This is a genomic window from Geomonas oryzisoli (genome assembly GCF_018986915.1).
Lineage (GTDB): Bacteria > Desulfobacterota > Desulfuromonadia > Geobacterales > Geobacteraceae > Geomonas > Geomonas oryzisoli.
Map to the genome: position 1 here is coordinate 4,547,001 of NZ_CP076723.1, position 25,178 is coordinate 4,572,178.

25 protein-coding genes are annotated in these 25,178 nt (G+C 60.9%); 13 read left to right on the plus strand and 12 right to left on the minus strand.

From position 1 onward, the window contains the following. Window positions 1–60: 60 nt before the first annotated feature. From KP004_RS19760 to KP004_RS19770, 3 genes are all read left to right on the plus strand, one after another. The gene (locus KP004_RS19760) at window positions 61–2,001 is read left to right on the plus strand and encodes an ABC transporter ATP-binding protein (protein ID WP_216800093.1); all 1,941 of its coding nucleotides are present in this window, start codon (window positions 61–63) and stop codon (window positions 1,999–2,001) included. A 194-nt stretch (window positions 2,002–2,195) separates the two neighbouring features. Beyond that, window positions 2,196–4,106 carry a selenocysteine-specific translation elongation factor gene (gene selB / locus KP004_RS19765; RefSeq protein WP_216800094.1) on the plus strand — a complete coding sequence of 637 codons (1,911 nt, stop codon included), beginning with the start codon at window positions 2,196–2,198 and terminating at the stop codon, window positions 4,104–4,106. A gap of 167 nt (window positions 4,107–4,273) precedes the next feature. Next, window positions 4,274–4,699 carry an endonuclease domain-containing protein gene (locus KP004_RS19770; protein WP_216800095.1) on the plus strand — a complete coding sequence of 142 codons (426 nt, stop codon included), beginning with the start codon at window positions 4,274–4,276 and terminating at the stop codon, window positions 4,697–4,699. Between the two features lie 153 nt (window positions 4,700–4,852). Here KP004_RS19770 and KP004_RS19775 read toward each other — a convergent pair whose 3' ends face one another. From KP004_RS19775 to KP004_RS19800, 6 genes are all read right to left on the minus strand, one after another. Then, the gene (locus KP004_RS19775; RefSeq protein WP_216802715.1) at window positions 4,853–6,805 is read right to left on the minus strand and encodes a TraB/GumN family protein; all 1,953 of its coding nucleotides are present in this window, start codon (window positions 6,803–6,805) and stop codon (window positions 4,853–4,855) included. 138 nt (window positions 6,806–6,943) lie between these two features. Then, a complete protein-coding gene (locus KP004_RS19780) occupies window positions 6,944–7,762 on the minus strand; it encodes an AAA family ATPase (protein ID WP_216800096.1) in 819 nt (272 codons plus the stop codon). 134 nt (window positions 7,763–7,896) lie between these two features. Beyond that, a complete protein-coding gene (locus KP004_RS19785) occupies window positions 7,897–8,076 on the minus strand; it encodes a hypothetical protein (RefSeq protein WP_183344170.1) in 180 nt (59 codons plus the stop codon). Then, window positions 8,073–9,029 (minus strand): ferrochelatase, encoded by a 957-nt coding sequence (hemH, locus tag KP004_RS19790; RefSeq protein ID WP_216800097.1) that lies wholly within the window; start codon window positions 9,027–9,029, stop codon window positions 8,073–8,075. Before hemH ends, KP004_RS19785 begins: the two co-directional genes overlap by 4 nt. A 222-nt stretch (window positions 9,030–9,251) precedes the next feature. After that, complete coding sequence (locus tag KP004_RS19795; RefSeq protein ID WP_216800098.1) at window positions 9,252–10,808, minus strand: bacteriohemerythrin; 1,557 nt, start codon at window positions 10,806–10,808, stop codon at window positions 9,252–9,254. 182 nt (window positions 10,809–10,990) lie between these two features. Continuing rightward, window positions 10,991–11,179 carry a hypothetical protein gene (locus KP004_RS19800; RefSeq protein ID WP_216800099.1) on the minus strand — a complete coding sequence of 63 codons (189 nt, stop codon included), beginning with the start codon at window positions 11,177–11,179 and terminating at the stop codon, window positions 10,991–10,993. Window positions 11,180–11,420: 241 nt separating this feature from the next. Here KP004_RS19800 and KP004_RS19805 point away from each other — a divergent pair, with 241 nt between their 5' ends. The 7 genes from KP004_RS19805 (at window position 11,421) to KP004_RS19835 (ending at window position 16,946) form a co-directional block, all read left to right on the plus strand. Continuing rightward, on the plus strand, window positions 11,421–12,320 hold the full coding sequence (locus KP004_RS19805; RefSeq protein ID WP_239026868.1) for an SCO family protein: 900 nt from the start codon (window positions 11,421–11,423) through the stop codon (window positions 12,318–12,320). Window positions 12,321–12,351: 31 nt separating this feature from the next. Next, complete coding sequence (gene ctaD, locus KP004_RS19810) at window positions 12,352–13,971, plus strand: cytochrome c oxidase subunit I (RefSeq protein WP_216800100.1); 1,620 nt, start codon at window positions 12,352–12,354, stop codon at window positions 13,969–13,971. Continuing rightward, the gene (locus KP004_RS19815) at window positions 13,968–14,567 is read left to right on the plus strand and encodes a cytochrome c oxidase subunit 3 family protein (RefSeq protein WP_216800101.1); all 600 of its coding nucleotides are present in this window, start codon (window positions 13,968–13,970) and stop codon (window positions 14,565–14,567) included. The genes ctaD and KP004_RS19815 overlap by 4 nt, the downstream gene beginning before the upstream one ends. Before the next feature lie 45 nt (window positions 14,568–14,612). Beyond that, window positions 14,613–14,900: a cytochrome C oxidase subunit IV family protein gene (locus KP004_RS19820; RefSeq protein WP_216800102.1), complete on the plus strand. Its 288-nt coding sequence runs from the start codon at window positions 14,613–14,615 to the stop codon at window positions 14,898–14,900. 25 nt (window positions 14,901–14,925) lie between these two features. Continuing rightward, on the plus strand, window positions 14,926–15,813 hold the full coding sequence (gene coxB, locus KP004_RS19825) for a cytochrome c oxidase subunit II (RefSeq protein WP_239026869.1): 888 nt from the start codon (window positions 14,926–14,928) through the stop codon (window positions 15,811–15,813). Further along, window positions 15,810–16,649, plus strand: a complete 840-nt coding sequence (locus KP004_RS19830; RefSeq protein WP_216800104.1) for a protoheme IX farnesyltransferase — start codon at window positions 15,810–15,812, stop codon at window positions 16,647–16,649. The genes coxB and KP004_RS19830 overlap by 4 nt, the downstream gene beginning before the upstream one ends. A gap of 105 nt (window positions 16,650–16,754) precedes the next feature. After that, window positions 16,755–16,946: a hypothetical protein gene (locus KP004_RS19835; RefSeq protein WP_216800105.1), complete on the plus strand. Its 192-nt coding sequence runs from the start codon at window positions 16,755–16,757 to the stop codon at window positions 16,944–16,946. 15 nt (window positions 16,947–16,961) lie between these two features. Here the strand turns inward: KP004_RS19835 and KP004_RS19840 are convergent, their stop codons facing one another. The 4 genes from KP004_RS19840 to tdh form a co-directional block, all read right to left on the minus strand. Further along, window positions 16,962–18,185: a TonB-dependent receptor gene (locus KP004_RS19840; protein WP_216800106.1), complete on the minus strand. Its 1,224-nt coding sequence runs from the start codon at window positions 18,183–18,185 to the stop codon at window positions 16,962–16,964. Window positions 18,186–18,198: 13 nt separating this feature from the next. Next, on the minus strand, window positions 18,199–18,645 hold the full coding sequence (locus KP004_RS19845) for a type 2 periplasmic-binding domain-containing protein (protein ID WP_216800107.1): 447 nt from the start codon (window positions 18,643–18,645) through the stop codon (window positions 18,199–18,201). A 260-nt stretch (window positions 18,646–18,905) separates the two neighbouring features. Continuing rightward, window positions 18,906–20,096, minus strand: coding sequence for a glycine C-acetyltransferase (locus KP004_RS19850; protein ID WP_216800108.1), 1,191 nt, complete (start codon window positions 20,094–20,096; stop codon window positions 18,906–18,908). Between the two features lie 173 nt (window positions 20,097–20,269). Beyond that, complete coding sequence (tdh, locus tag KP004_RS19855) at window positions 20,270–21,322, minus strand: L-threonine 3-dehydrogenase (RefSeq protein WP_216800109.1); 1,053 nt, start codon at window positions 21,320–21,322, stop codon at window positions 20,270–20,272. A gap of 463 nt (window positions 21,323–21,785) precedes the next feature. On the opposite strand from tdh, the gene KP004_RS19860 reads away from it, so the two are divergent. Beyond that, the gene (locus tag KP004_RS19860; protein WP_216800110.1) at window positions 21,786–22,436 is read left to right on the plus strand and encodes a substrate-binding domain-containing protein; all 651 of its coding nucleotides are present in this window, start codon (window positions 21,786–21,788) and stop codon (window positions 22,434–22,436) included. A gap of 40 nt (window positions 22,437–22,476) precedes the next feature. On the opposite strand, the gene KP004_RS19865 is transcribed toward KP004_RS19860, so the two are convergent. Beyond that, the gene (locus KP004_RS19865) at window positions 22,477–22,788 is read right to left on the minus strand and encodes a helix-turn-helix domain-containing protein (RefSeq protein ID WP_216800111.1); all 312 of its coding nucleotides are present in this window, start codon (window positions 22,786–22,788) and stop codon (window positions 22,477–22,479) included. After that, a complete protein-coding gene (locus KP004_RS19870) occupies window positions 22,775–23,095 on the minus strand; it encodes a type II toxin-antitoxin system RelE/ParE family toxin (RefSeq protein WP_216800112.1) in 321 nt (106 codons plus the stop codon). The genes KP004_RS19865 and KP004_RS19870 overlap by 14 nt, the downstream gene beginning before the upstream one ends. Window positions 23,096–23,289: 194 nt before the next feature. Here KP004_RS19870 and cmoA point away from each other — a divergent pair, with 194 nt between their 5' ends. Both cmoA and cmoB read left to right on the plus strand, forming a co-directional pair. Next, window positions 23,290–24,024, plus strand: coding sequence for a carboxy-S-adenosyl-L-methionine synthase CmoA (cmoA, locus tag KP004_RS19875; RefSeq protein WP_216800113.1), 735 nt, complete (start codon window positions 23,290–23,292; stop codon window positions 24,022–24,024). Next, entirely contained in the window at window positions 24,021–24,989 is a 969-nt protein-coding gene (gene cmoB, locus KP004_RS19880) for a tRNA 5-methoxyuridine(34)/uridine 5-oxyacetic acid(34) synthase CmoB (protein ID WP_216800114.1), read from the plus strand. Before cmoA ends, cmoB begins: the two co-directional genes overlap by 4 nt. Window positions 24,990–25,178: the final 189 nt, after the last annotated feature.

Here is a 25,178-nt window from a genome sequence, read left to right on the forward strand (position 1 = left end):
CTCCGCGCCTCCGCGGCTTTGCGTTAATGCTTCAGCTTTTCATGTTTAAAAGGGAGCGGCATGCACTTCGGCGGGATATATGAGGATGAAACGGTAGGTAAGGTGTACGACCGGCGCCTGATGGGGCGCTTTGTCGCCTACATCCTGCCGTACCGCCGCATGCTGGTAACGGCGCTCCTGCTGCTCCCCCTAATCGCCGCTTCCAAACTCGCCCAGCCCTGGATCATCAAGGTCGCCATCGACGACCACATCGTGAAGGGGCGCATGGAGGGGCTTCCGACCCTCGCCGCGGCGTTTCTCGCGATCATCTTCGCAGAATCGATCCTCATGTTCGCCCAGGTCTACCTGCTGCAGTGGGTGGGACAGCGGGTCATGTACGACATCAGGGTCAAGCTTTTCAGCCACATCCAGCGCCTCTCCACCCGCTTCTTCGACCAGACCCCGGTCGGGAGCCTCGTTTCACGACTGACCAGCGATATCGAGGTGCTGGGCGAGATGTTTGCTGCCGGCATCGTGACGGTGGTCGGGGACATCCTGGTGCTGGCGGGCATCGTCGGCATCATGCTCTGGATGAACGTGCGCCTCTCGCTGGTCACCTTCTCGGTGCTGCCGGTGCTGATCTGGGTCGCGTTTGCCTTCCGCAAGTGGATGCGTCTTGCGTTCCGCCAGGTTCGGGCACGCCAGGCGAACCTCTCCGCTTTTCTGGCGGAGAGCATCGGCGGCATGGCAGTAGTGCAGCTCTTCAACCGAGAGCGGGACGAGGCGAAGGAATTCCGCAGGCTGAACGCCTCCTACGTCGAGGCGAACTTCCCGGTGATCACCTGGGACGCGGCTCTGTACGCGGTGGTGGAATCGCTCTCCTCGGTGGCCGTGGCGCTGATCATCTGGTACGGCGGCGGCGAGATCGTGAAGGGGACGCTCTCCTTCGGCTCGCTGGTCGCCTTCATCCAGTACATCGAGAAGTTCTTCTCCCCGATCCGGGACCTCTCCGCCAAGTACTCCATCATGCAGGGGGCGATGGCCTCACTGGAGCGGATCTTCGCGCTTTTGGACAATAACGACCGCGAGCCCGAACCGGTGCCGTCCCCGGAAGCCGCAGCTGGGACGGTAAGGACTGACAGCCGACTGACTCAAGCTCCCCCTCCACCGGAGGGGGAGGGCAGGGGAGGGGGAAGTACGGACTCGCTTTGGTCTTCCCCCCTCCCGGCCTCCCCCCTCCGGGGGGAGGAGTTGCGGACCAGAGTGCAGGCGTGCCAGGGATCGCCCGAGCACGCGCTGCAGAACATCTGCTTCAACGACATCTGGTTCGCCTACAAGGACCGGGATTACGTGCTGAAGGGGTTCTCCCTGCAGATGAGGCGCGGCGAGAAGGTGGCGCTGGTCGGGGAAACCGGCGGCGGCAAGACCACCGTGACCAGGCTTTTGTCACGGCTCTACGACGTCGAGCGCGGCTCCATCACCATCGACGGCACCGACATCCGTGAGTTGCCGCTCCCGGCGCTGCGCAAGCGGATCGGCGTGGTTTTGCAAGATCCCTATTTATTCTCCGGCACCATCGCCTACAACATCTCGTTGGGAGATCCCGAGGCGCTCAAGAGGGTGGAGCAGGCGGCGGCCGTCGTCGGCGCCGACCGTTTCATCCGCGAGCTTCCCAAAGGCTATGACGAAGAGGTGCGTGAGCGCGGCGTGAACTTCTCTGCCGGAGAACGGCAGCTGATTTCCTTTGCCCGCGCCGTCGCCTTCGACCCCGAGATCCTGGTGCTGGACGAGGCGACCGCCAGCGTGGACACGGCGAGCGAGCGGCTGATCCAGCAGGGGCTCGAGGGGCTGATGCAGGGACGCACCACGCTCGTGGTTGCCCACCGGCTCTCCACCATCCGCGATGCCGACCGCATCGTGGTCATCCACCACGGCGAGAAAGCGGAAGAGGGGACGCACGCCGAGCTGATGGCCGCGCAGGGGCTGTACTACCGGCTGTACCAGTTGCAGTTTAAAGACTGACAGACCGCTGCTTTAAGCTCTCCCTCCCCCGGAGGGGGAGGGCAGGGGAGGGGGAAGTACGGACACACTTTGATCTTCCCCCCTCCCGACCTCCCCCCTCCGGGGGGAGGAGTTGCTGGCAGAGTTGGAAAGACTGATTGACCTTTGATTCAAAAATTGAGATATAGGAAAGAATTTTTTCACGGAGCACCACCATGAAGCATCTCATTCTCGGCACTGCCGGACACATAGATCATGGCAAGACCTCGCTGGTGAAGGCACTGACCGGCGTCGATACCGATCGCCTCAAAGAGGAGAAGGCCCGCGGCATCACCATCGAGCTCGGCTTCGCGCACCTGGAACTCCCGGGTGACCTGCGCTTCGGCATCGTCGACGTGCCCGGCCACGAGCGCTTCGTGCGCACCATGGTGGCCGGCGTGGGCGGGATGGACCTGGTGCTTTTGGTAATCGCGGCGGACGAAGGGATCATGCCCCAGACCCGAGAGCACCTGGAGATCTGCCAGTTGTTGGGCGTGAAGCGCGGCATCGTGGTGCTCACCAAGAAGGACATGGTGGAACCGGACTGGCTTGACCTGGTCACCGAGGAGGTGCGCGACTACCTCGCGGAAAGCTTCCTCTCCGGCGCACCCATCATCAGCGTTTCCTCCCGCACCGGCGACGGCATCGAGACCCTGAAGGCTGAACTCACCAAAATGGCGAAGGAGATCGAGCAGAAGCGGGTCGACTCGCCCTTCCGGCTCCCGGTGGACCGCGTCTTCACCGTTACCGGCTTCGGCACCGTCGTTACCGGCACGCTCCTCTCCGGTGCCGTCACCGTCGGCGACGAGGTCGAGATCCTGCCGTCGGGCATTGCCTGCCGCGTGCGCGGCGTGCAGTCCTTCGGCTCCAAGGTGGAGAAGGGTGGCGCGGGCGAAAGGCTTGCGGTCAACCTTCAGGGTGTGGACCATACCGACGTGCAGCGCGGCGACGTTGTGGTGCCCAAGGGGCTCTACAAGCCGACCAGCGCCGTCGACGTCCGGCTCAACTATCTGGCCTCCATGGGCAAGGAGTTGAAGCACCGCGCCGGCGTCCGCCTGCACTCGGCAACCTACGAAGTCCCCGCCAAGGTCATCCTGTTCGATCGCGACGCGCTCCAGCCTGGCGACAGCGCCTACGTGCAACTCCGGCTCGACCACCCGGTGCTGCTCCTGCCGGGCGACCCCTTCGTGCTCCGGACCTATTCGCCGCAGGCGACCCTCGGTGGCGGCACCGTTCTTGACCCGGCTCCGCCGCGTCGTCGTCGCCGTTCCGCTGAAGCCCTGGCGCTCCTGGAGGCGGCCGAGTCCGGCGTGGACCAGGAGCGGATCCGGCTGCTGGTCGAGTCCTCGCTGCTTTCCGGCATCTCCATCCAGGAGATGGTGAACCGCTCCGGGATGTCCGGTAAGAGGATTGAAGCCGCGCTTGCCCCGCTGCTTTCCAGCGGTGCGGTGCTCCAGGTGGTGAAGGAGCCTCGCATCTTCCTCAGCAAGGATGCCTTTGCGCAGCTGAAGCAGAGGCTTTCCGAGGAGTTGCACGAGTACCTCCAGGAAAACCCGATGCAGGAAGGTATCGGCAAGGAAGAGCTGAAGTCCCGGATCCCAAGGCGCAGCGACGCGCGCTTCTTCGGTCCGGTGCTGGCGAGCCTTGAGAAGGATGGGCTGGCGCTTTCCGATCGCGAACTGGTGAAGCTCCCCGGGCGCAAGGTCGGCGTGACCCAGGACCAGGCGAGCGTGCAGCGGGCGCTCGAAGAGGCGCTGACCAAGGCGTGGTTCGAGCCTCCCACGTTGAAGGAGCTTTGCGACCTGGTCGGTGCCACCGAGAAGCAGGTGCTCGATCACGCCAACATGATGTTCCGCGAGGGGAGGGTGGCCAAGATCAAGGGCGACATCTTCTATGCCCCTGGCGCCGTCAACGAGCTGCGCGACAAGCTGGTGGCCCATCTGAAGGAGAAGGGTGAGATCACTCCGCCGGAGTTTAGGGACATAACCGGCCTGTCCAGAAAGTTCATGATTCCGCTGCTGGAGTACTTCGACCAGGAAAAGCTCACCATCCGCATGGGTGACAAGAGGGTGTTGAGGAAGGGGTAAAGAGGCAGATTAAGACTGAGATTAAGATAAAGGAAAACGAAAAGGCCCTTCGGTTCGAGGGGCCTTTGTCATTTGTCTGTTGCCGGAGCCATCGTCTCAGTTATGCTTCTGTGCGTTTCGTCTCAGCTCCCTCCCCCGGAGGGGGAGGGTTGGGGAGGGGGGAAAGCATGGACGCAGACAATCCCATATTCGACCCGCCGCCATTGCCAACTGAACTCCTTAAGGCTGCTCGCATGTTGCGCCAGCATATGACGGACGCGGAGCAACTGCTTTGGTTTTGCTTGCGACGTAAGCAGATGGGTGGCTTCCGGTTCCGGCGGCAGCACCCGGTTGAGAAGTACGTGCTGGATTTCTATTGTGCGGAGGCAAGATTTGCGGTGGAGTTGGACGGTGGGCAGCACAACCAGCCTCTCAATGCCCTACGTGATCGAGGAAGAACAGATTTCCTGGAGGCGCAGGGCATTTCTGTTCTCAGGGTATGGAACCATGAACTCTTCGTGAATTTGGAAGGAGTGCTGGAAAGAATTTACGAGGTGTTGCTACAGAGGGCGGGAGTTAGTTACGGCAGGTATAAAGATCTTCCCCCTCCCTAACCCTCCCCCTCCGGGGGAGGGGACACTTTGATGAGTTCGAGGACTGAAATAGGGGAGCAATCACATCGGCCGCAGCTCTTTCTTCTGGTGGGAGGCGTCCAGCTCCCTCCCCCGGAGGGGGAGGGTTGGGGAGGGGGAAGACTTGTCGCATTCCTACCAGATGTAATCCTTGGCAATATCCCGCTTGTCACGCCCGTACAGAATGTGGAAGGCCCGCAGCTTCTTCAGGGCAACGGGGGACAGGCTCCCCAGCGGCAAGTAGATGATCCTTTTTCCCAACCGCGCCGCGTGCTGCTTCAGGAAACTCCTGGGGGGCTTGGCGGCGGCGTACACCACGTCCTTCTCCAGCGAATAGTCGAGCGCCGCCATCAAGAGGTGCTCACTCTTCCCGAGCGCATACCGGTAGTCCGGGTCGTGCCAGACGTCCACCATCCGCCGCGGCGGATAACTCAGTAAAAACCCGCCGTACTCGCAGCGCGAAATGCCGGGCCCCACTATGTTGTCGGTAGGCGGCGTGGCATAGAAGGCCATGTCGGACTCCTGCGCATGCTCGCCGAGCCAGGTCATGCAGTACGGGTATTTCGTCCCCTCCTTGTCCTCGTCGAGGATCACCACCACGCACCCAACGCCGCTCTTTTGCCGCTTGTTCTCCCGGACGTAGATCTTCCCCTCGTGCAGGTTGCGCAAGGTCTCGCGCATGTCGATCCCGTCCAAAAGCGACGATGTGAAGGGCTCGGACTTGCTCGCCTCCTCGCTCAACTGCCGGGCCCCGATCCGCTTCAGGTTGCGGCCGTATTCCTCGATGTTCAGATCCTCTGGGGGGAAGGAACAGATGTACGGATCGTCGAATCCCTCGATCCAGTCGCCAGGGCGCTTTTCCTTCTTGCGGTTCATCATCTTGAGCCGCGAGAGCCCCTTGGCGCGCACCTGCTCGCGCGGGCGGAACCTGATCCTCTTGGTGGCGGACCAGAGTTCGGCGGCGGAGAGGCGCAGGGTGGGGAGGTCGCTCCCCTCCTTCTGCCAGGGGTAATGGGCGGCCAGCCGGAAGAAGGCATAGGCGAAGTTGTCGTCCAGGCAACCGCGCGCGGCGGCGAGCATCTGGAACAAGTCGGGAAGCAGCATGCGCGACAACAGCGCGTAGTTGCGGGCAAAGCGGAAGAAGGCCCGCTTCTGCCAGAAGTGCACCTTGTCGCCGGTTTCCTGCCGGTAGTGGCGGGCAGCTTCCAAAAAGAGCCGCAGCAAGATCTTCTGCCGGTCGGGCGGTTCCCCTTCGGGACCGATCCGGTGTGCACTTCTCTGCACCGATTCGGCCAGCGCCTCCTCCTCGGGAATGCTCTGCTTTCCCCCGAGGATCAATTCGAATGCGTTGAAGCTCTTTCTCAGCGAGGGTCCACCCGGTGCGGGCTCGGGAGGGAGGGGAGAACGCCTGGTCTCATAGAGGGCGGAGAGGAAGGGGTATTCGGCCAGCACCTCGTGGCAGCATTCCGGGTGCAGGTTGAAGATGGTGATCCCTTCGCGGTGGGTGCGGGTCAGGGGCTGGGCCTGTGGCGCGTCGAAATCCTGGCGGATCCGCTCCAGGTGCGACATGCCACAGATGAAAAGGACGCGCTCGTGCTGTGCCGAGAGCTGCCTCAGGCGGTAGGCCATGCCGCGCTCGCGGCGCAGGTCCTCCTCACCGGGCGGGATCTCACGGTACAGTTTGGCCACTTCACGGTAGAACGGCTCCAGGCCGATGCGTTGCACCGAGTAGGAATCGGGGAGCTGTTCCGGGTGTGAAGGGTAGGAATCGAGGTCGATGTCGACCAGGTGCAACGGGATTTCGTTTTCCAGGGCGAGCCGTGCCCCCTCGATCAGGGGATCGGCGGGTTCGATGATGAGGAACACGGACTGGGCTGCGACGTGGTAGGCGAGCACCGAGATTTCCGGCAGGCGCCGCACGCCGCGCAGGAACTGCTGCTCCAGCGTTTGCGGCAGCTCCAGCGCGATGCAGTCCGGCTTTACCGCGTCAAACGCCTCCCGCACCAGGTGGGCGAACTCCATCCGGTAGTGCAGGATGGGGAGGGCGTGGACGTTGCCGAATTGTTCCAGGTAGAGGTGATCGGGCATAGGTATGTCCAAAGCTCCTCCCCCCGGAGGGGGGAGGCTGGGAGGGGGGAGGCTGGGAGGAAGGATGGTAAAAGGACCGAAAGCTTCCCCCTCCCTGACCCTCCCCCTCCGGGGGAGGGAATTAGACCTCAAAAAAAGTTACTTCAAATACCGTAGCGCTTCCTCGCCCAGAATCCGCTCCACCGCGAGCGGCAGCAGCTCACGCGGGTCTTTCTCGGTCGCCGTCATCATCTTCAGGGCGTAGCGGGCGATGTTGATGCCGTCGCGCACCGAGTAGGGCTCGTCCGCCGCATGGCCGCGCTGCAGGAACTGCACGACGTAGTTGAGGATGGAGCTGCCGGCGAAGGGGAGGTTTTCCTTCAGGATGGCCAGTTCCTCGTCCGCCTCGGGGAAATCGATGAAAAGCTGCGGCTGCAGGCGGGAATGGATGTACTCAGGCACCTCGAAGGTGGAGGAGTCCTCGTTCATGGTCACCACGATGCGGAAGTCCGGGTGGGCCTGGATCCTGAGGCCGGTGATGATCGATTCGACGTAGCGGCGGTCGTCCAGAAGCGGCGCCAGCGACGCCCAGGCCTTCTCGCTCATCCGGTTCCCCTCGTCGAGAATCAGCACGCCCCCCGAGATCATCGCCGAGACCAGCGAGGAGGCGGCGTACTGGATGGTTCCCTCCGGACCGATCACCGGTGTCACGATCAGGTCCTCGGGGCGGGTATCCATGGTGGCCTGGAACAGGTAGACCTTGCGGCCGAGCCTCTTGGCGGCCGCGTAGGCGAGGGTGGTCTTGCCGACGCCCGGCTTGCCGATCAGGCGCGGGTTGAAGGGGATGTCGCGCTCGTCGATGACCATCCAGGCAGCCAGAAGCTGCCGGAGCAGTTCCTCGTCCCCGACCCAGCGTAGCGGCAGCTCGATGGGGTTGGCGAGGGTCAGGTTGATGCCGTCTATCGTGATCCGGTCCATAAAAACTCCAATAAAAACCTTGCTGTTGGCCACGGAGAACATCTGAGGACATCTGAGAAAATCAAAACATAAAGCTTTGTTTTGGTTCTCTCAGACTTTCTCCGAAGTTCTCCGTGGCTAACGGTTTCAGGGTTTTAGGTGTTCATCTCGTGCCCATACATCATGACCAGCCGGGCGCGGTTCTCGCGGCAGCTTTTGCACAGCTCGCCGGCGTCCTTGAAGAATTCCTCCGCCAGCCACTCCCCCGCCTCGCCGTACAGCGAATCAGGCTCGTTCTCGTCGTACTCGGTCTTGCAGATGCTGCAGGTTTTCATGCTTTTACCGTGGTCCGCACCAGGTCCGCCAGGCAATCCAGGAACATGGGATCGGAGTTGAGCGATTCGGTCCTGACGAAGCGCTTGATGCCGTGCGCCTTGGCCTCCTCGGCGTACTGGATGTCGATCTCGTACAGGGTTTCGATGTGATCGGAGACGAAAGAGAGCGGCACCATCAACAGGTTCTCCCTTCCCTCCCTGGCCAGCCGCTGGATGGTCGCCTCGGTGGACGGCTCCAGCCACTTGACCTTGCTCGCCTTGGACTGGAAGCAGAGCAGGTGGTTCGCCTCCCCTACCTGCTCCATCACCAGCCGCACCGTTTCCTGGATGTGTGCCAGGTAGGGGTCGCCTTCGTCGATGAAGGACTGGGGGAGCGAATGGGCCGAAAAGACGATCTCGACATCTTTGGGATCCGGGAAGGCCTGCAGCCCGCGCATCACCTTGCCGGCCAGGGCCTTTATATAGAGCGGATGGTTGTAGAAACGGTCGATGTAGGTGATCTCGAAGTCCGCCTTCGCCTCCTTCAGGACGCGCTGCAGTTCGTTGACGCTGGAGCCTGTGGTCGCCTTGGAGTAATGCGGGTAGAGCGAAAGCGCCACTACGCGTTTGATCCCCTCGCGCTTGATCGCAGCCAGGGCGTCGATGGTGGTGGGGCGGGAGTAGCGCATGGCGACGAAGGAACGGAAGCGTTCGCCTAAAAGAGCCTGCAGTCCTGCGCCCTGGGCCTCGGTCAGCTCCCGTATCGGGGATTTGCCGCCGATCCGGCGGTAGAACTCGGTGACCTCCGGTGCCCGCTTGTTGACGATGCGCCGGGCGATGAAGGGCTGCAAAAAGGCCGGGCCGATCTTGATGATGTCGCGGTCGGTGAAGAGGTTCATGAGGAACGGGTGCACGGCATCGAGCGAGTCGGGGCCTCCCATCTGGAGCAGCAGGAGTGCGGTTTTGTCAGACATGGCAACCTCTTGGGCGAGAATAGTGGCCCAAGAAATGTAGCAGAAAACGAGGGGAAGTAGAACCGGTTTAATTCATTGGAGGGAGAAGCAGGCAAAACAAATTAACAGGGATAAAAAGGATAAAAGGGATGAACGGCAAAAACCATACGGCTTGGGTTTAAAACCCAAAGCTTTTGGTTATGCAGTTATCCCCTTTATCCCTTTTATCCCTGTTAAATGCCTTTAGCGGACGCCGGCCTTGCTGAGGTGGGGGGCGTAGCGTTTGTCGGTCCCCTTGATGTGGTTCACCAGCCAGTTCTGCAGGAACTCGATGACGTCGTGGGTCAGCACCGTTTCGCCCGAGTTGAACTTCTGCTGGAGCTCGACCACCTGGCTCACCAGGGCCCTGTGCTGCTGGACGTGCGCAGCTTCCTCGGGATAGCCGGATTTGCGGAACGCCTCTTCCTCTGCGGCGAAGTGGCTGCCGGTGTACTCGATCAGGCGTTGCAGCACGGAACCGATCGCTTCCTTGCTCCGCTTCTGCTGCATCGCCTGCGCCAGCTCATTGATCATGGCGAACAGCTTCTTGTGCTGCTCGTCGAAGGTGTTGATGGTGGTGGCGAAGCTCTGGTCCCAGACCATGGCGTCGGAGAGCTGGAAGTGGGAAACCAGTTCGTGCAGCTCGTCCACCTGCTGCACCAGTTTGCTGGTGGCCGCCTTGGTGTTGCGGGCGCTCTCCACGTTGCTGTTGACCACGGAGGTGATCATCTGGATGTTGCCGGTGATCTCGTGCGTGGTGGCGGTCTGCTCCTCGGCGGCGGTGGCGATCTGGGAGAGCTGCATGGTCAGGTCGTTGATCATGCCCAGGATCCCGTTCAGGGCCTCGCCGGAGCGGCAGGTCTCCGCGGTCCCCTGGTTCACCTGCTGCACCCCTTCGCTCATGGCGCCGACTGCGTCTCGCGTCTCGCTCTGGATCGACTTGATCATGGTGTCGATCTCCTTGGTGGCGCGGGTGGTGCGTTCGGCCAGGGCACGCACCTCGTCCGCCACGACGGCGAAGCCGCGCCCGGTCTCGCCGGCGCGCGCCGCCTCGATGGCGGCGTTCAGGGCAAGGAGGTTGGTCTGGTCGGCGATGTCCTCGATGGTGCCGGCGATGGCGCCGATCTGGTCGGAGCGCTCGCCGAGACCTGCTACCGAGGTCGAGGTCGAAGTGACCCGCTGCGCGATGTTCTCCATGAGGACCGCGCTGTTCCTGACGATCTCAGCGCCGGCGGTGGTCTCGGCGGTCGCCTTGTGCGCGTTTTCGGCGGCGTAGATGCAGTTGCGGGCGATGTCGGCGGAGGTGGCGGACATCTCCTCGCTCGCCGTGGCGATGGTGGACGCCTGCATGGCGACGTCTTCGGCGGCGGACGCCATGGCGTCGTTGGTGGCGCTCACCAGAGCGACCGAGTCGCGGACCAGGTCGGTAACCGTGAAGAACTGGTGCATGGTCTTGTTCCAGTCCCCCATCATGTTGTTGAAGGCGTTTGCGATACGTCCGATTTCGCCGCTGGGGATGTCTTCGACGCGGCGGGACAACGTCCCCTGGGAAGCAGCCTCCAGCGCGTCGGCAATCTCCCGCAGCACGCGGGATTCGGAGCGGGCCACGAACCAGCTCGCCAGCGCGGAAATGAAAAAGATGAAGGTCCCGGCCCCCACCATCGTCAGGATGTTGCCGCAGTTACCCAAAGCAATGGTAGAGGTGACCGTCGCACAGACAGCAATCAGGTTGATCGTGATTAGGCGGGTACTAAAAGACATGAACGATCTCCTTTTCTAGGCTTTTCACACTCAAGGAGATTATCGTCTGTGACACTGAAAACTTTAAAGGTATTCGATTGTTTACAATTAAAATCCACAGCGGACCCTGCCGAAGCCGGCGGTTATCCGGTTAGGGCATCGACTGGCCGAAAAGGTCCCCGGTTGTGCGGTTGGCGTGGTTGTTACCAGGAAAGGCGTCCGCTTTGGTGCAAACGGTCTTGGACGGCGGCGAGGTTGGCGGCGATTTCGGGATTGGTGATCTGCTGGTTTCTCTGCCTCTGCTGGACCTTTTCGGACTGTTCGATCTGCATCACGAACCCGCAGGAGAGGATGATGGCTGCCATCACGATCTTGCAAGGAAAACTCTTCATGACCGGCCTCCTTGTTGCCGGGAGAGCTTCGGGGCCGCTCTCCGGGCTGACTGCCAGATGAGGAAAAACATTGGCACAGTCTAATGTAACCGAAAATTAAGTCAAGTTTAATCTTTTCCGGTCCCGCAAACACCCGAGAACATGGGGGGGAAAGAGCGGGCCGGGGGATTTTCTCCTAAATAATTTTCGCCTCATGTGGACAGCCGGGAAGATTGATTTATAATGAGCACTTGTTTTTCCCATGAGAGGTGCAATGGAATTGACCGGGATCATTGGTTTTATCAGGCGGGCGGTGCTGTTGGGAGTGGTGGTCGTGTCGCTGCTTCCGGCTGTCGTACATGCCCACAGCGAGGAGGATGCCTCTGCGCATCAGTCCCACCAGGGCGCACCGCAGGCGGATGCGAACGTGGGGCTCGATGAGCGGCTGGGGGCGAGGATCCCGCTGGACCTGGTCTTCAACGACGAAAACGGGCGCCAGCGACGCCTGCATGACCTGATCACCGGACCGACCATCATCCTCCCCGTATATTACTCCTGCACCAACGTCTGCAATTACCTGCAGGAAGGCCTGGCCAGGGCGCTTCCCGAGATCAAACTGGAGCCCGGGAAAGAATACCGGATCATCTCGGTCAGCTTCGACGACCGTGAGAACCCGCAGCGGGCGCTGAAGTCGAAGCACCTGTATCAGACGGTGATGAAAGGGAAATTCCCGGAGGGGAACTGGACCTTTCTCACCGGCGACGCGGCCAACATCCGCAAGCTCACCGACGCGGCCGGATTCCACTTTCAACGCAAGGGTAACGATTTCGTGCACCCCGTCGCGAGCTTCATCGTGGCGCGGGACGGCATGATCGTGCGCTACCTTTACGGCACGCAGTTCCTGCCCAAGGACCTCACCCTGGCCCTGATGGAAGCGCGCCAGGGACGCATCGGCACAACCATTAGCAAGATGGTGAGCTACTGCTTCAGCTTCGACCCCAATAGCAAGAGCTACGAGTTCAACATCCTTCGGGTGAGCGCCACGGTGATCATAGTCTGCGTGGTGGGCTTCATCATCTTCCTCGTGGTGGGCGGCAAAAACGGGAATAACGGTAAACACGGGAATAACGGCAATAACAAGGGAACCAACAACAACGCCTAGCTGCGCGGGCGCTGCATGTTTCGGGGGAACAATGAGTCAAGAATCGGCAATGGCGGAAGGCGGCTTCTGGCGGGATACCGGGAGGACCGGGATCGGAGCCTGGATATTCTCGACCGATCACAAGCGGATCGGGTTGATGTACCTGTACTGTGTGCTCGGCTTCTTCCTGGTGGGAGCCTTTCTCGGGCTTTTGATCCGGCTGGAGCTCATGGCGCCGGGACCGACCATCATGACCGCGCAGACCTACAACGCGATGTTCACGGTGCACGGGGTGGTGATGATCTTTCTCTTCATCATTCCGGGAATACCGGCCTCCTTCGGGAACCTGGTGCTCCCCATACAGCTCGGCGCCCGGGATGTCGCCTTCCCGCGGGTGAACCTCTTCTCCTGGTGGCTCTACGCCATCGGGGCCGTCATCGTGCTGACCTCGCTCTTCACCGGCGGCGGCGCCCCCGACACCGGCTGGACCTTCTACGTCCCTTTCAGCGCCCGGACCACGACCAACGTCTCCCTGGCGGTCTTCGGGGTTTTCGTGCTCGGCTTCTCCTCCATCCTCACCGGGATCAACTTCATCACCACCATCCACAGGATGCGCGCGCCGGGGATGACCTGGACCCGCATCCCGCTCTTCACCTGGAGCCTCTACGCGACGGCCTGGGTGCAGGTACTGGCCACCCCGATCATCGCCATCACCCTGCTGCTCGTGGTGACGGAGAGGATCCTGGGGCTCGGCCTCTTCGACCCCACCCGCGGTGGCGACCCGGTCATGTACCAGCACATGTTCTGGATCTACTCGCACCCGGCGGTCTACATCATGATCCTCCCGGGGATGGGGGTCATCTCCGACATTATCCCGGTCTTCTCCAGAAAACCGATCTTCGGCTACAAGATGATCGCCTTTTCGAGCCTCGCCATCGCGGCGGCCGGCTCGGCGGTGTGGGGACACCACATGTACACCTCGGGGATGAGCGATCTCGGCGTCCTGGTCTTCTCCTTTTTGACCTTCATCGTGGCGATTCCCTCGGCCATCAAGGTGTTCAACTGGGTCTCCACCATGTACAAGGGTTCGATCTCGCTGGAAGCGCCCATGCTCTTCGCGCTCTCCTTCATTCTGCTCTTCTCCATCGGCGGCCTCTCCGGCCTCATCCTGGGCGCGGCGGCCACCGACATCCACGTGCACGACACCCACTTCGTGGTCGGGCACTTCCACTACGTCATGTTCGGCGGCACCGGCTTCGCCTTCTTCGCGGCGGCCCACTACTGGCTTCCCAAGTACTTCGGGCGCCGCTACCAGGAGAAGCCGGCCATTATCGGCTGGGTGCTCATGTTCATCGGCTTCAACATCCTCTACTTCACCATGCAGGTGCTGGGGATGGAAGGGATGCCGCGACGCTACTACGACTACCTCCCGGAATTCGCCCGGCTCAATTTCGTGGCGACGGTGGGGAGCTGGATCATGCTGGCCGGGGTGGCCATCGTAGTCTGGAACCTGTGGCGCGGGCTGTTCAAGGGGGAGCCGTTCATCGGCAACCCTTGGGGCGGGGCGAGTCTCGAGTGGAGCATCGCGACCCCTCCACCCACGGAAAATTTCGAAGAGGACCCGGTGGTGTCCCACGGGCCGTACGATTTCAAAGGGGCGGGGGTTCCATGAGTCACCTGGAAAAGGACAGTTTCGGCGCCAAGCTCGGCATGTGGTTGTTCCTGTTCACGGAGATGCTCCTCTTCGGCGGCGTCTTCATCCTCTACTCGGTCTACCTGACCCGCTACCCCAAGGAGTTCGGGCTGGGGGGACACCAGTTGGACTTGGTCTACGGCGCCACCAATACCGTCGTGCTCCTGACCAGCTCACTGTTCGCGGCCATGTCGGTTACCGCGATCAAGTCGGGAGCGAAAAAACTCACCCTGGGGCTTCTTTCCGGGACGGTGGGATGCGCGTTCATCTTTCTCGGGATCAAGTACCTGGAGTGGAGCGCCAAGTTCCACCACGGCATCTATCCGAACTCCCCGAAGCTGATCGCGGGGCCGCCGGGAGAGTCCATATTCTTCGGGTTGTACTACCTGACCACCGGCCTGCACGGCATCCACGTCATCGTGGGCGCGGTGCTGATGACGTGGACCGCGGTGATGGTGCAAAAGGAAAGGTTGAACGCGAACGACAACGTGACGCTGGAAAACGTCACACTGTACTGGCACCTGGTCGACCTGGTCTGGATCTTCATCTTCCCGCTCTACTACCTGATCCTGTAGCAGGCGGGTTAGGGCGAGGGAGTTCAAACGCTTGGAGTGAACGGTATGACAGAGGAACACGCGGAACACATCCTGAGTTACGGAAAACTGACCACCGTCTGGGTGGCCCTGCTGGTTCTGACCGCGGCGACCATCATGGTGACCCGGGTCGAGCTGGGGGTCTGGAAGGTCTGGGCGGCGCTCGCCATCGCCAGCGTCAAATCCGGCCTGGTAATCGCCTTCTTCATGCACATGAAGTACGAGCCGCGGCTGTTCCGGATCATCCTGTTCGTGGCGCTCTTCACCCTGGCGAGCTTCATCGGGGGAACCTTCTTCGACGTACTCTACCGTTAAAGGGGCGAACGTGGAAAATCAGCTTTTGACAACGACGCAAGCCGTCGACCCGGTCTTCAAGTTCCTCTTCGGCGCCTGCACGGTGCTCCTTTTGGGGATCACCATCACCATGATCTTCTTCGTGGTGCGCTACCGCCGCTCCAAGAATCCGGAACCGACCTCCCAGGTATCGGGAAGCCCGCTGCTCGAGGTGGTCTGGACCCTGCTCCCAACCCTGCTGGTGATCGGCATGTTCTATTACGGCTGGACCAGCTATCTGTCGCTGCGGACCGTGCCCAAAAACGCACTGCAGGTGACGGCGGAAGGGCGGATGTGGTCCTGGAACTTCGTCTACGACAACGGCAAGAGCAGTCCCAAGCTCTACGTGCCGGTCGGCAGGCCGGTGCAGGTCAACCTGGTTTCCAAGGACGTGGTGCACGGCTTCTACGTTCCCGCCTTCAGGATCAAGCGCGACGTGGTGCCCGGTATGAAGAACCACGTCTGGTTCGTCGCCACCAGTCCCGGCAGCTACGATCTCTTCTGTTCGCAGTACTGCGGCACCGGCCATTCGGCCATGATCAGCACGGTGGAGGCGCTGCCGCCGGAGCAGTTCGCAGCCTGGCTGGGGCAGAAGCCGGCCGGCGTGGGGGCGCAGGGACAGGAGCTGCTGCAGAAGTACGGATGCCTGGGATGTCATTCCCTGGACGGGACCCCGAAGGTGGGACCGACCTTCAAGGGGCTCTACGACAGCCAGGTGAAAGTGACCCGCGGCGGCAAGCCCGAGACGGTGAAGGCGGACGAGAAATACCTGCGTGAATCCATAGTCGACCCCGGTGCGGCCGTTGTGGAGGGCTTCCCCCCGATCATGCCCAAAACCGAGATCCCGGAGGCGGAGCTGAAGGCGATAGTGGAATTCCTGGAAGGGGACAAATGATCGCAGCTGCAATTTGGAACGGATGTAAAGGGATCTACCGCCTGTTCCGGCTCCCGCTGTCGCTGATGAACGCAACGGCGGCGCTGGGGGGCTACCTGATGTGTCGGGGGCGGTCGGATCTGGGCGCGCTTTCCCTGTTTGCCGGGGTGGCCCTGATGGCTTGTGCCGCCTCGGCGCTGAATCAGGTGCTGGAGCGCGACCTCGATGCCCTCATGGACCGCACCAGGTTACGTCCCATCGCCTCCGGCGAGCTCGGGGTGGCGGGAGGTTTGTTCATCGGTCTGATACCCCTCGGCCTAGGGGTGCTGTTCCTCAACCTCAGCGGCCTCCTGCCGCTGTGCCTCGCCCTCTTCACACTGCTCTGGTACCTCCTCTGCTATACCCCCCTCAAACGACGCACCCCGTTGGCACTCTTGGTCGGCGCCGTCTGCGGTGCAGCGACGCCGCTCATCGGCTGGAGCGCAGCCGGGGGCGCCGTCACCGATTTCAGGATCGTCCTGCTCTGCGGCATCCTCTATCTGTGGCAGGTGCCGCACTTCTGGATGCTGCAGAAACGGCACGCCGAGGAGTACCGTCGGGCCGGCGTGCCGCTGTTCGCACCGTGCACGTTCCGCGGTCCGGCGCCGTTTCTGGTGCTCTGGCTTCTGGCCACCATCGTGGCAACACTCATGCTCCCGGTCTTCGGCCTGATCGCAGGTCAGCACGCCCCCTTGTGGTGCCTCGCCTTCTGTCTGCCGCTGTTGCTGTATCCGTTCGAGCGTTGGGAGCCAGCGGCGTTCGCCGGAGTCAACATCTTTCCGGCGCTGCTTACCCTGGCGCTGTACGGCACGCCGTAACCGTCGATCCGCGCGCTGTTGTGGGCACCCTCACCCGCTTCGGGACCGACTAGAGCTATCGAGCGGGAGAGGGGACCAAAGAGACCTGCACAGGAGGTTTGTTGGATGGGAGAAAAAGAGAAGTGTGAGCAGCCGGCACTGCACAAGGCTCACATGTGCAAGCTGAAAAAGGACGGCAGGATGGAAGAATTCGACCGCCGCGCCGAAAAGCCGATCGTCTACTGCAACAAGTGCAAGGTGCAGGCGAACGACCCTCTGGTGGTCTGCAACCCCAGGAGTATCAAGTCTTCACGCTGACCCGCCGAATCCCGCCTAGAAAAATACCGTTGCCTTGGTGGCCACCAGGTACCAGTTACGTTTCGACGCGTCGGTATATTCCGACATGTTCCAGGTCCCGTCGATCAGGTGCCCCTCGACTTTCAGCACCAGGTTGCGCATCGGGTCGAAACGAAGCGTCAGTACCTTTTCCTTCTGCCACGTCTGCCAGGGAGCGCCCACGCCCAGATCCTCGAACGTCGATCCGTCCCGGTGATGCCGGTCCGCGTAGATCTCCGTGTAGTATCCGCCAAGCTCGAACCAGTCCGTGAAGCGGTAGGCGGCGCTGACGTACCAGCCGTCCGAAGCCTGTCTGGAGGTGAAGTTCTCCAGGGCAGGGTTCTGGTAGTCCGCCGACACCGTGTAGTCGTCCCGCTGGTATTCGGTGGCGAGGGTCAGGTCGTCGAGGATGTACTCGACGCCCAGGATGTAGCGGTGCCAGGAATCGAACTTCCATTTCGCCGTGACCGGCGTGGTGGCGGAGGTCACCGGATCGGTGTAGATCCCGGAGGCGGTGCCGTCGAAGGAGGTGTGCAGCCCGCTGAAGGTGGCCCGCACCCCGACCGGCGTTCTCCATTCCAGGTGGTGCACGAACGCGGTGTCGGAGTTCACGTCGGTGGTGGTGAGGGGGGCGTCCACGGTGGAGATGTAAGCCGAGTAGTTTTTCGCCGACGCGCCGTCCAGGGGGATCGGGGTGGTGCCGATCTGGAACTGGTAGTTCACGGTCCCCGCCGGTCCGACGGGGACCGACCCGTAGACGCTTGCCCCGGTGATGGCGTTCACCGAATCCCGTTCGTAGTCGTAATACTCGTTCTGGGGGAGGAAGATGAAGGTGCGGGCGGCGTCGTTGTCACGCGACTCGTTGTACAGCCCCAGGGGGATCTTGATCTTGCCGGCCCGGAAGCCGAGCCAGTCGGTGAGGCGGTAGTCGCCGAAGCCCCAGTCGAGGGTGATCTTGTCCTTGCCGTAGCTGCCACGGTCCATGGCCAGCAACTGCAGGCCGACGCGCAGGTCCGGATTGACCTCCTTGGAGAAGTTCACGGCGAAGTCGTTGAAGTTGAAGGAGCCTTCTCCGCTGTTGGACACGGGGAAATTGTTGTCAGGGGAGGTCTTTATGTACCCCTGCGAGGCGAAACCGTGAATTTCGACGCCGGCCAGGTCCACGGCGTGGGCCGACCCGGCGAAGGCGAACAGCATCATCGCAGTCAAAGTTTTCTTCATAGCGAAATCTCCCCTACTTGATGGCAATGGTTTTGACGGCATCGCCCGTCTGGCCGGAAGCGACGAACCCGATGGCATTGGGGGTCCTGGCCACGAAGTCGATCAGCTGCTGACTGTCGGTAAAAGCGGGAGGCATGGAAGCCTTCCCGGTGGTCACCATCCGGACCCAATGCTGGTCGAATTGCGACGGGGTCTTGCCGAGGACCGTCTGCAGGAAATCCTTGAGCGTCCGCTCTTCTTCCAGCACCGCGATCTTGATGTGTTTCCGGTTGTTCCACTTCACCTTTTCGCCGAGGTAGATGCCCTGCAACTCGGCCCGGGTCAGGGTGCTTTCCGCGACGCTCTTGTTTGCGATGACGATGAAACCGGCCGCATGGGCGTTGGAGTGCCCCCAGGCGATCAGACACAACAGCAGCAGAATCTTTGTCCCCATGTTGCAGAACCGTTTGGGGTGGAACATGCAGCACCTCCCATGGTTTCTATTCACATAAAAGCATTTACTGGCATAAATCAGCCTTGAGACTCTATCGGCTGACATAAGAAGGACTTTAAAGCTGATTGTTAAAAGGTTACTGTTGGCTGACTCAAATTAACACACAATATCAATATTGCAATAGACAATAACGCTCGGTGATTGAGTCATGGCAGTTATGAGAGAGGAGTCAGAGGCAGGAAGTTTCCCTCCCCCTGTTGGCAAGGGGGAGGGGAGGAAAAGCATGCTCAGCCGATCACGCCGAGCTCGCGGCCGATAGTGGTGAAGGTCTTCAGACCCGTTTCCAGGTCATCCTGGGTGTGAGCCGCGCTGATCATGACGCGGATGCGTGCCTTGCCCTGCGCAACGGTGGGGAAGCCGATGGGCATGGCGAAGATGCCGGGCTCGGCGGCGAAGAGCCTGCGTGAAAACTCCTGCGCCGCGGTCGCTTCCCCCAGCATGACCGGCGTGATGGGCGTGACGCTCGCCCCGATGTCGAATCCCGCCTGCCGCATCCCCTCCTTGAAATAGCGCGTATTGTCCCAGAGCTTCTGCACCAGTGCGGTGCTTTCCTCGAGAAGGTCCACGGCGGCGAGACACGCGGCGGTGTCGGCCGCGGTAACCGCGCTGGAGAAGAGGAAAGGACGCGCTTTCTGACGGATCCAGTCGACGACCACCTTTTTCCCCGCGATGACCCCGCCCATGACGCCGAACGCCTTGGACAGGGTGCCGATCTCCAGGTCGAACTTGCCGTTGAGCTTGAAGTGATCCACGATGCCGCGCCCGCCGTGGCCGAGCACCCCTTCGCCGTGGGCGTCGTCCACCATGGTGATGATGCCGTGGCGCTCGCAGAGCTCGAACAGTCTGTCCAGCGGTGCGATGTCACCATCCATGGAGAAGACGCCGTCGGTGATGAGGAGCGCCCGCCGGTACTGTCCGATGTTCTCGTTGATGACCCGCTCGCAGTCGGCGAGGTCGCAGTGCTCGTAGACCAGGATCTTCGCCGATGAAAGCCGGCAGCCGTCGATGATGCTGGCGTGGTTCAGCCGGTCGGTGAAGATGACGTCGCCCTTGCCCACCATGGGAGGGATGGCAGCCTGGTTGGCGCAGAATCCCGACTGCACGTAGAGCGCGTCCTCCACCCCCTTGAACGCCGCCAGGCGCTGTTCCAGCCTGCGGTGCAGTTCCAGGGTCCCCGCGATACTGCGCACCGCCGCCGGACCGACCCCCCACTGCTCGACCGCCTCCTGCGCCGCCTTCTTCAGGCGCGGGTGGTTGGCGAGTCCCAGGTAGTTGTTGGTGCAGAAGTTGAGCACCTTCTTCCCGTCCACCACCATCCAGGGGCCGCAGGCCGAGCCGATGGTGCGGATGGTGGTCCTCAGTCCCTGCTCTTCCAGGGCGTTCATCTCTTCGGTGATCCAGGCGAATTTGTCTGCCATGTCTAGCTCCTATAAATGTAGGGGCGAATAATCATTCGCCCCCCATGTGCCTTCAGCACCTCTTGTGCCACAGGATACGTTGTGCGCGAGAGGCTGGGCAAATAATTATTTGCCCCTACAGGTAAGCTCCCCCATCGAATGCCCAGTACACGGTGCAGGTGGCGACCCAGTCATTACTGCTCGCCATCCTCCACCCAATTGAGGATGACCTTGCCCGCGTTGCCGCTGCTCATCACCTTGAAGGCCTCCTCGAATTCGGTGTAGTGCATCCGGTGCGTGATCACCGGGGTGAGATCCAGCCCGATCTTGATCAGCGACTGCATCAGGTACCAGGTCTCGTACATTTCCCGGCCGTAGATCCCCTTGATGGTGAGCATGTTGAAAATCACCTCGTTCCAGTCGATGGCGAGGTCGCCCGACGGGATCCCCAGCATGGCGATCTTGCCGCCGTGGCACATGTTGGCGATCATCTCCTTGAAGGCGTTGCCGTTGCCCGACATCTCCAGGCCGACGTCGAACCCCTCCTTCATCCCCAGTTCCTTGCGCACGTCCGCGAGGGTCCGCTCCTTCACGTTGAGCGCCACCGTCGCCCCCATCTTCTTGGCCAGTTCGAGCCGGTAGGGGTTCATGTCCGTGGTGACGATGTAGCGCGCCCCGGCGTGCCGGGCGATGGCGGTAGCCATGATGCCGATCGGCCCGGCCCCGGTGATCAGCACGTCCTCCCCCAGCACCGGGAAGGCGAGGGTGGTGTGGGTCGCGTTGCCGAAGGGGTCGAATATACTCAGGATCTCCATCGGGATGGACGGGTCGGCATGCCAGACGTTGGTCACCGGGATGCAGATGTACTCCGCGAAGGCCCCGGTCCGGTTCACCCCGACGCCGTTGGTGTCCTTGCACAGGTGCCGTCTTCCCGCCAGGCAGTTACGGCATCTGCCGCAGACGATGTGCCCCTCGCCGGAGACGATGTCCCCGATGTTGAGGTCGGCGACGTTGCTCCCCATCGCCACCACTCGGCCTACGAACTCGTGTCCGATCACCATCGGCACCGGGATCGTCTTCTGCGCCCACGCGTTCCAGTCCCAGATGTGCAGGTCGGTGCCGCAGACCGCCGTCTTGTGCACCTTGATCAGGACATCGTTGATACCGACCTCGGGTACCGGCACCTCATCCAGCCATAGTCCCGGTTTGGGGTATTTCTTAACCAGCGCACGCATGGTCTTTTGCATAATGAACTCCTCGACAGTAGTGGCCGTTTCGGCTCATTAATGTTACCAACAACGCAACTCTTGTAAATAGCGGCCCGGCAAAACACGGCAAGGGGTCACTGGTGGCATATGGATAGTTTTGAATAAATTGATTATATGTCTTGCAAAAAAATGTGACTTTATTCACGTCAAAGTGCTCCAGACAATAGTATTTCGAAAATACTGTGTTGATTATTCTAAAAAATTGGATGATATTGGCGGGTGCCTTTGTCGTACACATTGATTTGCGTGAAAGGTTTATAGTGTGTTTATTTTAAATCGGTACGCTGTAATTTGCAGGATGGCAGCAATGAAACGATCCATTTCACTCTGCGCGCTGGTTATGGCTGTTTGTTGTAGCGCGGGGTGTGCGACGTTAAAAAAAGAAGCGGCAACCCAGCCGCCGACACCTGAGGTCATTAGGATTGGTGGTGGCGATGCCGCATTGACCGAAGTCATCGTACCGGTGAAGGAAACCTTCGAAGACGAAAACCCGTCTCTGCGCCTGGTCACCATACAAAGCAAACCCGGGACGGAACTGGCGGACCTCGATGGTGGCTCCCTCGATGCCGTCGTCTCGACCGTCGATCTGCATACATTCCTGCAGCGGTCAGCTGAAACCGGAACGGCGGTCGACGGTGATGCTTTTCGGGAGGTGCCGGTCGGCACCAACGAAACCGTCATCTTTCTTAACGACAGTGTAAAGATCAAGAAGCTGAGCAGGAAGCAGTTAAAGGGGATCTTCACCGGAAGGATCACCAACTGGAAGAAGCTTGGCGGCCCGAACCGCCGCGTTGTCGTCGTCTGGTCGCCGGCCGCCGATGCGGAAAACGAGGCGTTCATCGGAAAGGTGCTGGATGGCGAACAGGTCGTGTCGACGTTTTGTCAGGTGGCAAGCGTCGAGGAGATGAGGGCGAAAGTGCTGGAGACGCCGGGTGCCATCGGTATCGGCCCCAGTGCGTTGGTTTCGCGCGGCGTGCGGGTCCCGGGGAGTCTGACGGTTGCCGCCTCGATCATGCTGATCACCAAGGGAGAGCCCTCGCCCAAGGTGCAAAAACTGCTCGACCTCCTCAACGACGTCGCCTTCCTGCGCTAAGGGCGATAGCTGTCAGCTGCGCTGGGCCGTCTTTTCGTTGCTAGGCAGCCAGTAGTTTCTGAAGGGTTTCCGGGTCCTTGATGGCGATAGTGATCAGTGATTTCGCGGCTCCTGACGGCTTTCTTCTCCCCTGCTCCCACTCTTGCAGTGTTCGGAGCGATACACCCAGCATGCTGGCAAATTCACTCTGGGAGAGTCCTATTCTCTGACGGGCCGAGGCCAGCGGAGAGACTTCCATAGTGGATATTCTCCCGACGTTGCCGGCCTTTATATCCCGCACAGCTTGGAGCAACTCCTCGCCAATGTTACGCTTGGCGTCACGTTCAAGTAGCTCTTTTTCATCGACTGGCATGTTCCATCTCCTCCTTAAGCTGTTTCAGTATGTGTCCGGGTATGCTTTCTACAGTGCTCTTCGCATATATCAGCAACAACCATATTTCTCCTGCGCTGGTGCGAGCGAAATAAAGGACCCTGACCCCACCACTTTTGCCGACCCCACGACGTGACCAACGTATCTTGCGAACCCCGCCGGAGCCGCGGACTACATCACCGACCTCTGGGTTGGCGGCGAGAAACCTCTGGAAGCCGCCATACTCATCATCAGTCAGGTAGTCGTGAACCTGTTTATTGAAAAGTGGTGATTCGACAAAGGTAACCATGGGGACGATTATACGGCATTGACGTATGGTGTCAACGGTTCACGCATCAAGACGGAGGCCAGGGAGACAGCAGGTTGTTTGCCCGTAGGTGCAATTGATGGGGCGCTATTCTGCAACAAGGGGTTGATGTTCCGCAGCAAACCCGCTATGTTCGACTTTTTTACGGATTGTCAGTTGAAAAGGATCGAAAGACTGTGACAAGAACCAAGGATGCTATCTACGCGGCGCCGCTGCAGGAAATGATCGATTTCAAGTTCGACGAACGGGTGGTCGCTGTCTTCCCCGACATGATCCAGCGCTCGGTCCCGGGCTACGGCATGATCATCTCGAATATCGGGATCCTCGCCGGCAAGTACGCCCAGGCCGGGAGCCACTGCTACGATCTCGGCTGTTCCCTCGGGGCGGCCACCCTCGCCATGCGCCAACGGATCAGCCAACCGGACTGCGACATCATCGCCGTGGATAACTCCCCCGCCATGATCGAACGCGGCCGTGAACTGTTGGCTCGCGATGCCGGCTCGGCCGTTCCGGTGACCATGATCTGTGCCGATCTCCAGGATGTCACGGTCGAGAACGCCTCGGTGGTCGTGCTCAACTTCACCCTGCAATTCATCCCCCCGACGCAGCGCCAGGCGCTAATCCAGCGCATCCATACCGGGCTCAGACCTGGCGGCATCCTCATCCTCTCCGAAAAGATCGCCTTCAGTGAACCGAAGCGGCAGCATTTCCACGTCGAACTGCATCACGACTTCAAACGGGCCAACGGCTACAGCGATCTCGAGATCAGTCAGAAACGGTCCGCGCTGGAGAACGTGATGATCCCGGAAACCCTTGCCTGTCACCACAAGCGGCTGCAGGCGGCCGGGTTCTCTTCGTCGGAAGTCTGGTTCCAGTGCTTCAACTTCGCCTCGCTGGTCGCAATGAAATGAATTACGATTCCCTCTACTCCCAACTCGCAGCCATGGGGCAGGAGCGCTGGGCTGAGCAGCTGCAGGCGACCCTGCCGGAAAGACTCCAGCTCGAGAGCCACGGCAAGCTCGCGGGGTGGCAGAGCGCCCTGGAATCGCTGCCGGCGATACGCCCTTCCCGCATCGAGCTCAAAGACAACGTCACCATAGGCTCCAGCGCCGATCTTGGCGACATCCGCCGCGAAGAGGTCATAACTCAGCTCCAGGCGTTTCACCCCTGGCGCAAAGGCCCCTACAGTTTTTTCGGCATCGATATCGATACGGAATGGCGCTCGGACTGGAAGTGGGATCGGGTGCTGCCGCATATCGAGCCCTTGGCCGGGCGCAAGGTGCTCGATGTCGGCTGCGGCAACGGCTATCACGGCTGGCGCATGCGCGGTGCCGGCGCCGACTTTGTCCTGGGCATCGAGCCCTTCCTGCTTTCAGTGCAGCAGTTCCAGGTGATGCAGCGCTACCTGTGCGATCCGCAGCACCACGTCATCCCCATCGGCATCGAGGATGTTCCGGAAAACCTCGCATGCTTCGACAGCGTCTTTTCCATGGGGGTCCTCTACCATCGTCGTTCCCCCCTCGACCATCTCTTCGAGCTCAAGGGATGCCTGAGACCGGGAGGGGAGTTGATCCTGGAGACGCTGATTGTGGACGGCGACCGGGAAACGGTGTTCATGCCGCCGGGACGCTACGCAAAGATGCGCAACGTCTGGTTCCTCCCGTCCATCGAGGCGATGATCCTGTGGCTGCAGCGCTGCGGGTTCACGCAGATTGCCTGCGTCGGCACCAACCGCACCAGCCGCGACGAGCAACGTTCGACGCAGTGGATGCAGTTCGAGTCGCTGGCGGATTTTCTCGATCCTGAAGATGCGGAGAAGACCATCGAAGGGCACCCGGCACCGTTACGGGCGGTATTCACGGCAAAAAGGGCGTGAAGCGAAGCAGGTGGAGCGAGAAAATAATCGAGGGACGTCATAGAAGATTGCGTGCAGACAGCGGCAAAGCCAACACGGGCCGTGTATAAGAAAAACGAGATCGTCTTCAGATAAACCGAGGCCGCAGGTAACCGAAAGCACACCACGCACAAACGAAACCGAACCGCAGTTAAATTAAACATGGTCGCA

Bases quoted from the DNA above. Each gene is read 5' to 3' on its own strand.
- KP004_RS19780 (WP_216800096.1), bottom strand. From the start codon at position 7,762: ATGGACCGGATCACGATAGACGGCATCAACCTGACCCTCGCCAACCCC.
- KP004_RS19835 (WP_216800105.1), top strand. From the start codon at position 16,755: ATGGGAGAAAAAGAGAAGTGTGAGCAGCCGGCACTGCACAAGGCTCAC.
- KP004_RS19775 (WP_216802715.1), bottom strand. From the start codon at position 6,805: ATGCCCGATCACCTCTACCTGGAACAATTCGGCAACGTCCACGCCCTC.
- tdh (WP_216800109.1), bottom strand. From the start codon at position 21,322: ATGCAAAAGACCATGCGTGCGCTGGTTAAGAAATACCCCAAACCGGGA.
- KP004_RS19785 (WP_183344170.1), bottom strand. From the start codon at position 8,076: ATGAAAACCTGCAGCATCTGCAAGACCGAGTACGACGAGAACGAGCCT.
- KP004_RS19865 (WP_216800111.1), bottom strand. From the start codon at position 22,788: ATGCCAGTCGATGAAAAAGAGCTACTTGAACGTGACGCCAAGCGTAAC.
- selB (WP_216800094.1), top strand. From the start codon at position 2,196: ATGAAGCATCTCATTCTCGGCACTGCCGGACACATAGATCATGGCAAG.
- KP004_RS19870 (WP_216800112.1), bottom strand. From the start codon at position 23,095: ATGGTTACCTTTGTCGAATCACCACTTTTCAATAAACAGGTTCACGAC.
- KP004_RS19830 (WP_216800104.1), top strand. From the start codon at position 15,810: ATGATCGCAGCTGCAATTTGGAACGGATGTAAAGGGATCTACCGCCTG.
- cmoB (WP_216800114.1), top strand. From the start codon at position 24,021: ATGAATTACGATTCCCTCTACTCCCAACTCGCAGCCATGGGGCAGGAG.
- KP004_RS19815 (WP_216800101.1), top strand. From the start codon at position 13,968: ATGAGTCACCTGGAAAAGGACAGTTTCGGCGCCAAGCTCGGCATGTGG.
- KP004_RS19805 (WP_239026868.1), top strand. From the start codon at position 11,421: ATGAGAGGTGCAATGGAATTGACCGGGATCATTGGTTTTATCAGGCGG.
- ctaD (WP_216800100.1), top strand. From the start codon at position 12,352: ATGAGTCAAGAATCGGCAATGGCGGAAGGCGGCTTCTGGCGGGATACC.
- KP004_RS19820 (WP_216800102.1), top strand. From the start codon at position 14,613: ATGACAGAGGAACACGCGGAACACATCCTGAGTTACGGAAAACTGACC.
- KP004_RS19760 (WP_216800093.1), top strand. From the start codon at position 61: ATGCACTTCGGCGGGATATATGAGGATGAAACGGTAGGTAAGGTGTAC.
- KP004_RS19795 (WP_216800098.1), bottom strand. From the start codon at position 10,808: ATGTCTTTTAGTACCCGCCTAATCACGATCAACCTGATTGCTGTCTGT.
- KP004_RS19850 (WP_216800108.1), bottom strand. From the start codon at position 20,096: ATGGCAGACAAATTCGCCTGGATCACCGAAGAGATGAACGCCCTGGAA.
- KP004_RS19845 (WP_216800107.1), bottom strand. From the start codon at position 18,645: ATGTTCCACCCCAAACGGTTCTGCAACATGGGGACAAAGATTCTGCTG.
- KP004_RS19840 (WP_216800106.1), bottom strand. From the start codon at position 18,185: ATGAAGAAAACTTTGACTGCGATGATGCTGTTCGCCTTCGCCGGGTCG.
- hemH (WP_216800097.1), bottom strand. From the start codon at position 9,029: ATGTCTGACAAAACCGCACTCCTGCTGCTCCAGATGGGAGGCCCCGAC.
- KP004_RS19770 (WP_216800095.1), top strand. From the start codon at position 4,274: ATGGACGCAGACAATCCCATATTCGACCCGCCGCCATTGCCAACTGAA.
- KP004_RS19800 (WP_216800099.1), bottom strand. From the start codon at position 11,179: ATGAAGAGTTTTCCTTGCAAGATCGTGATGGCAGCCATCATCCTCTCC.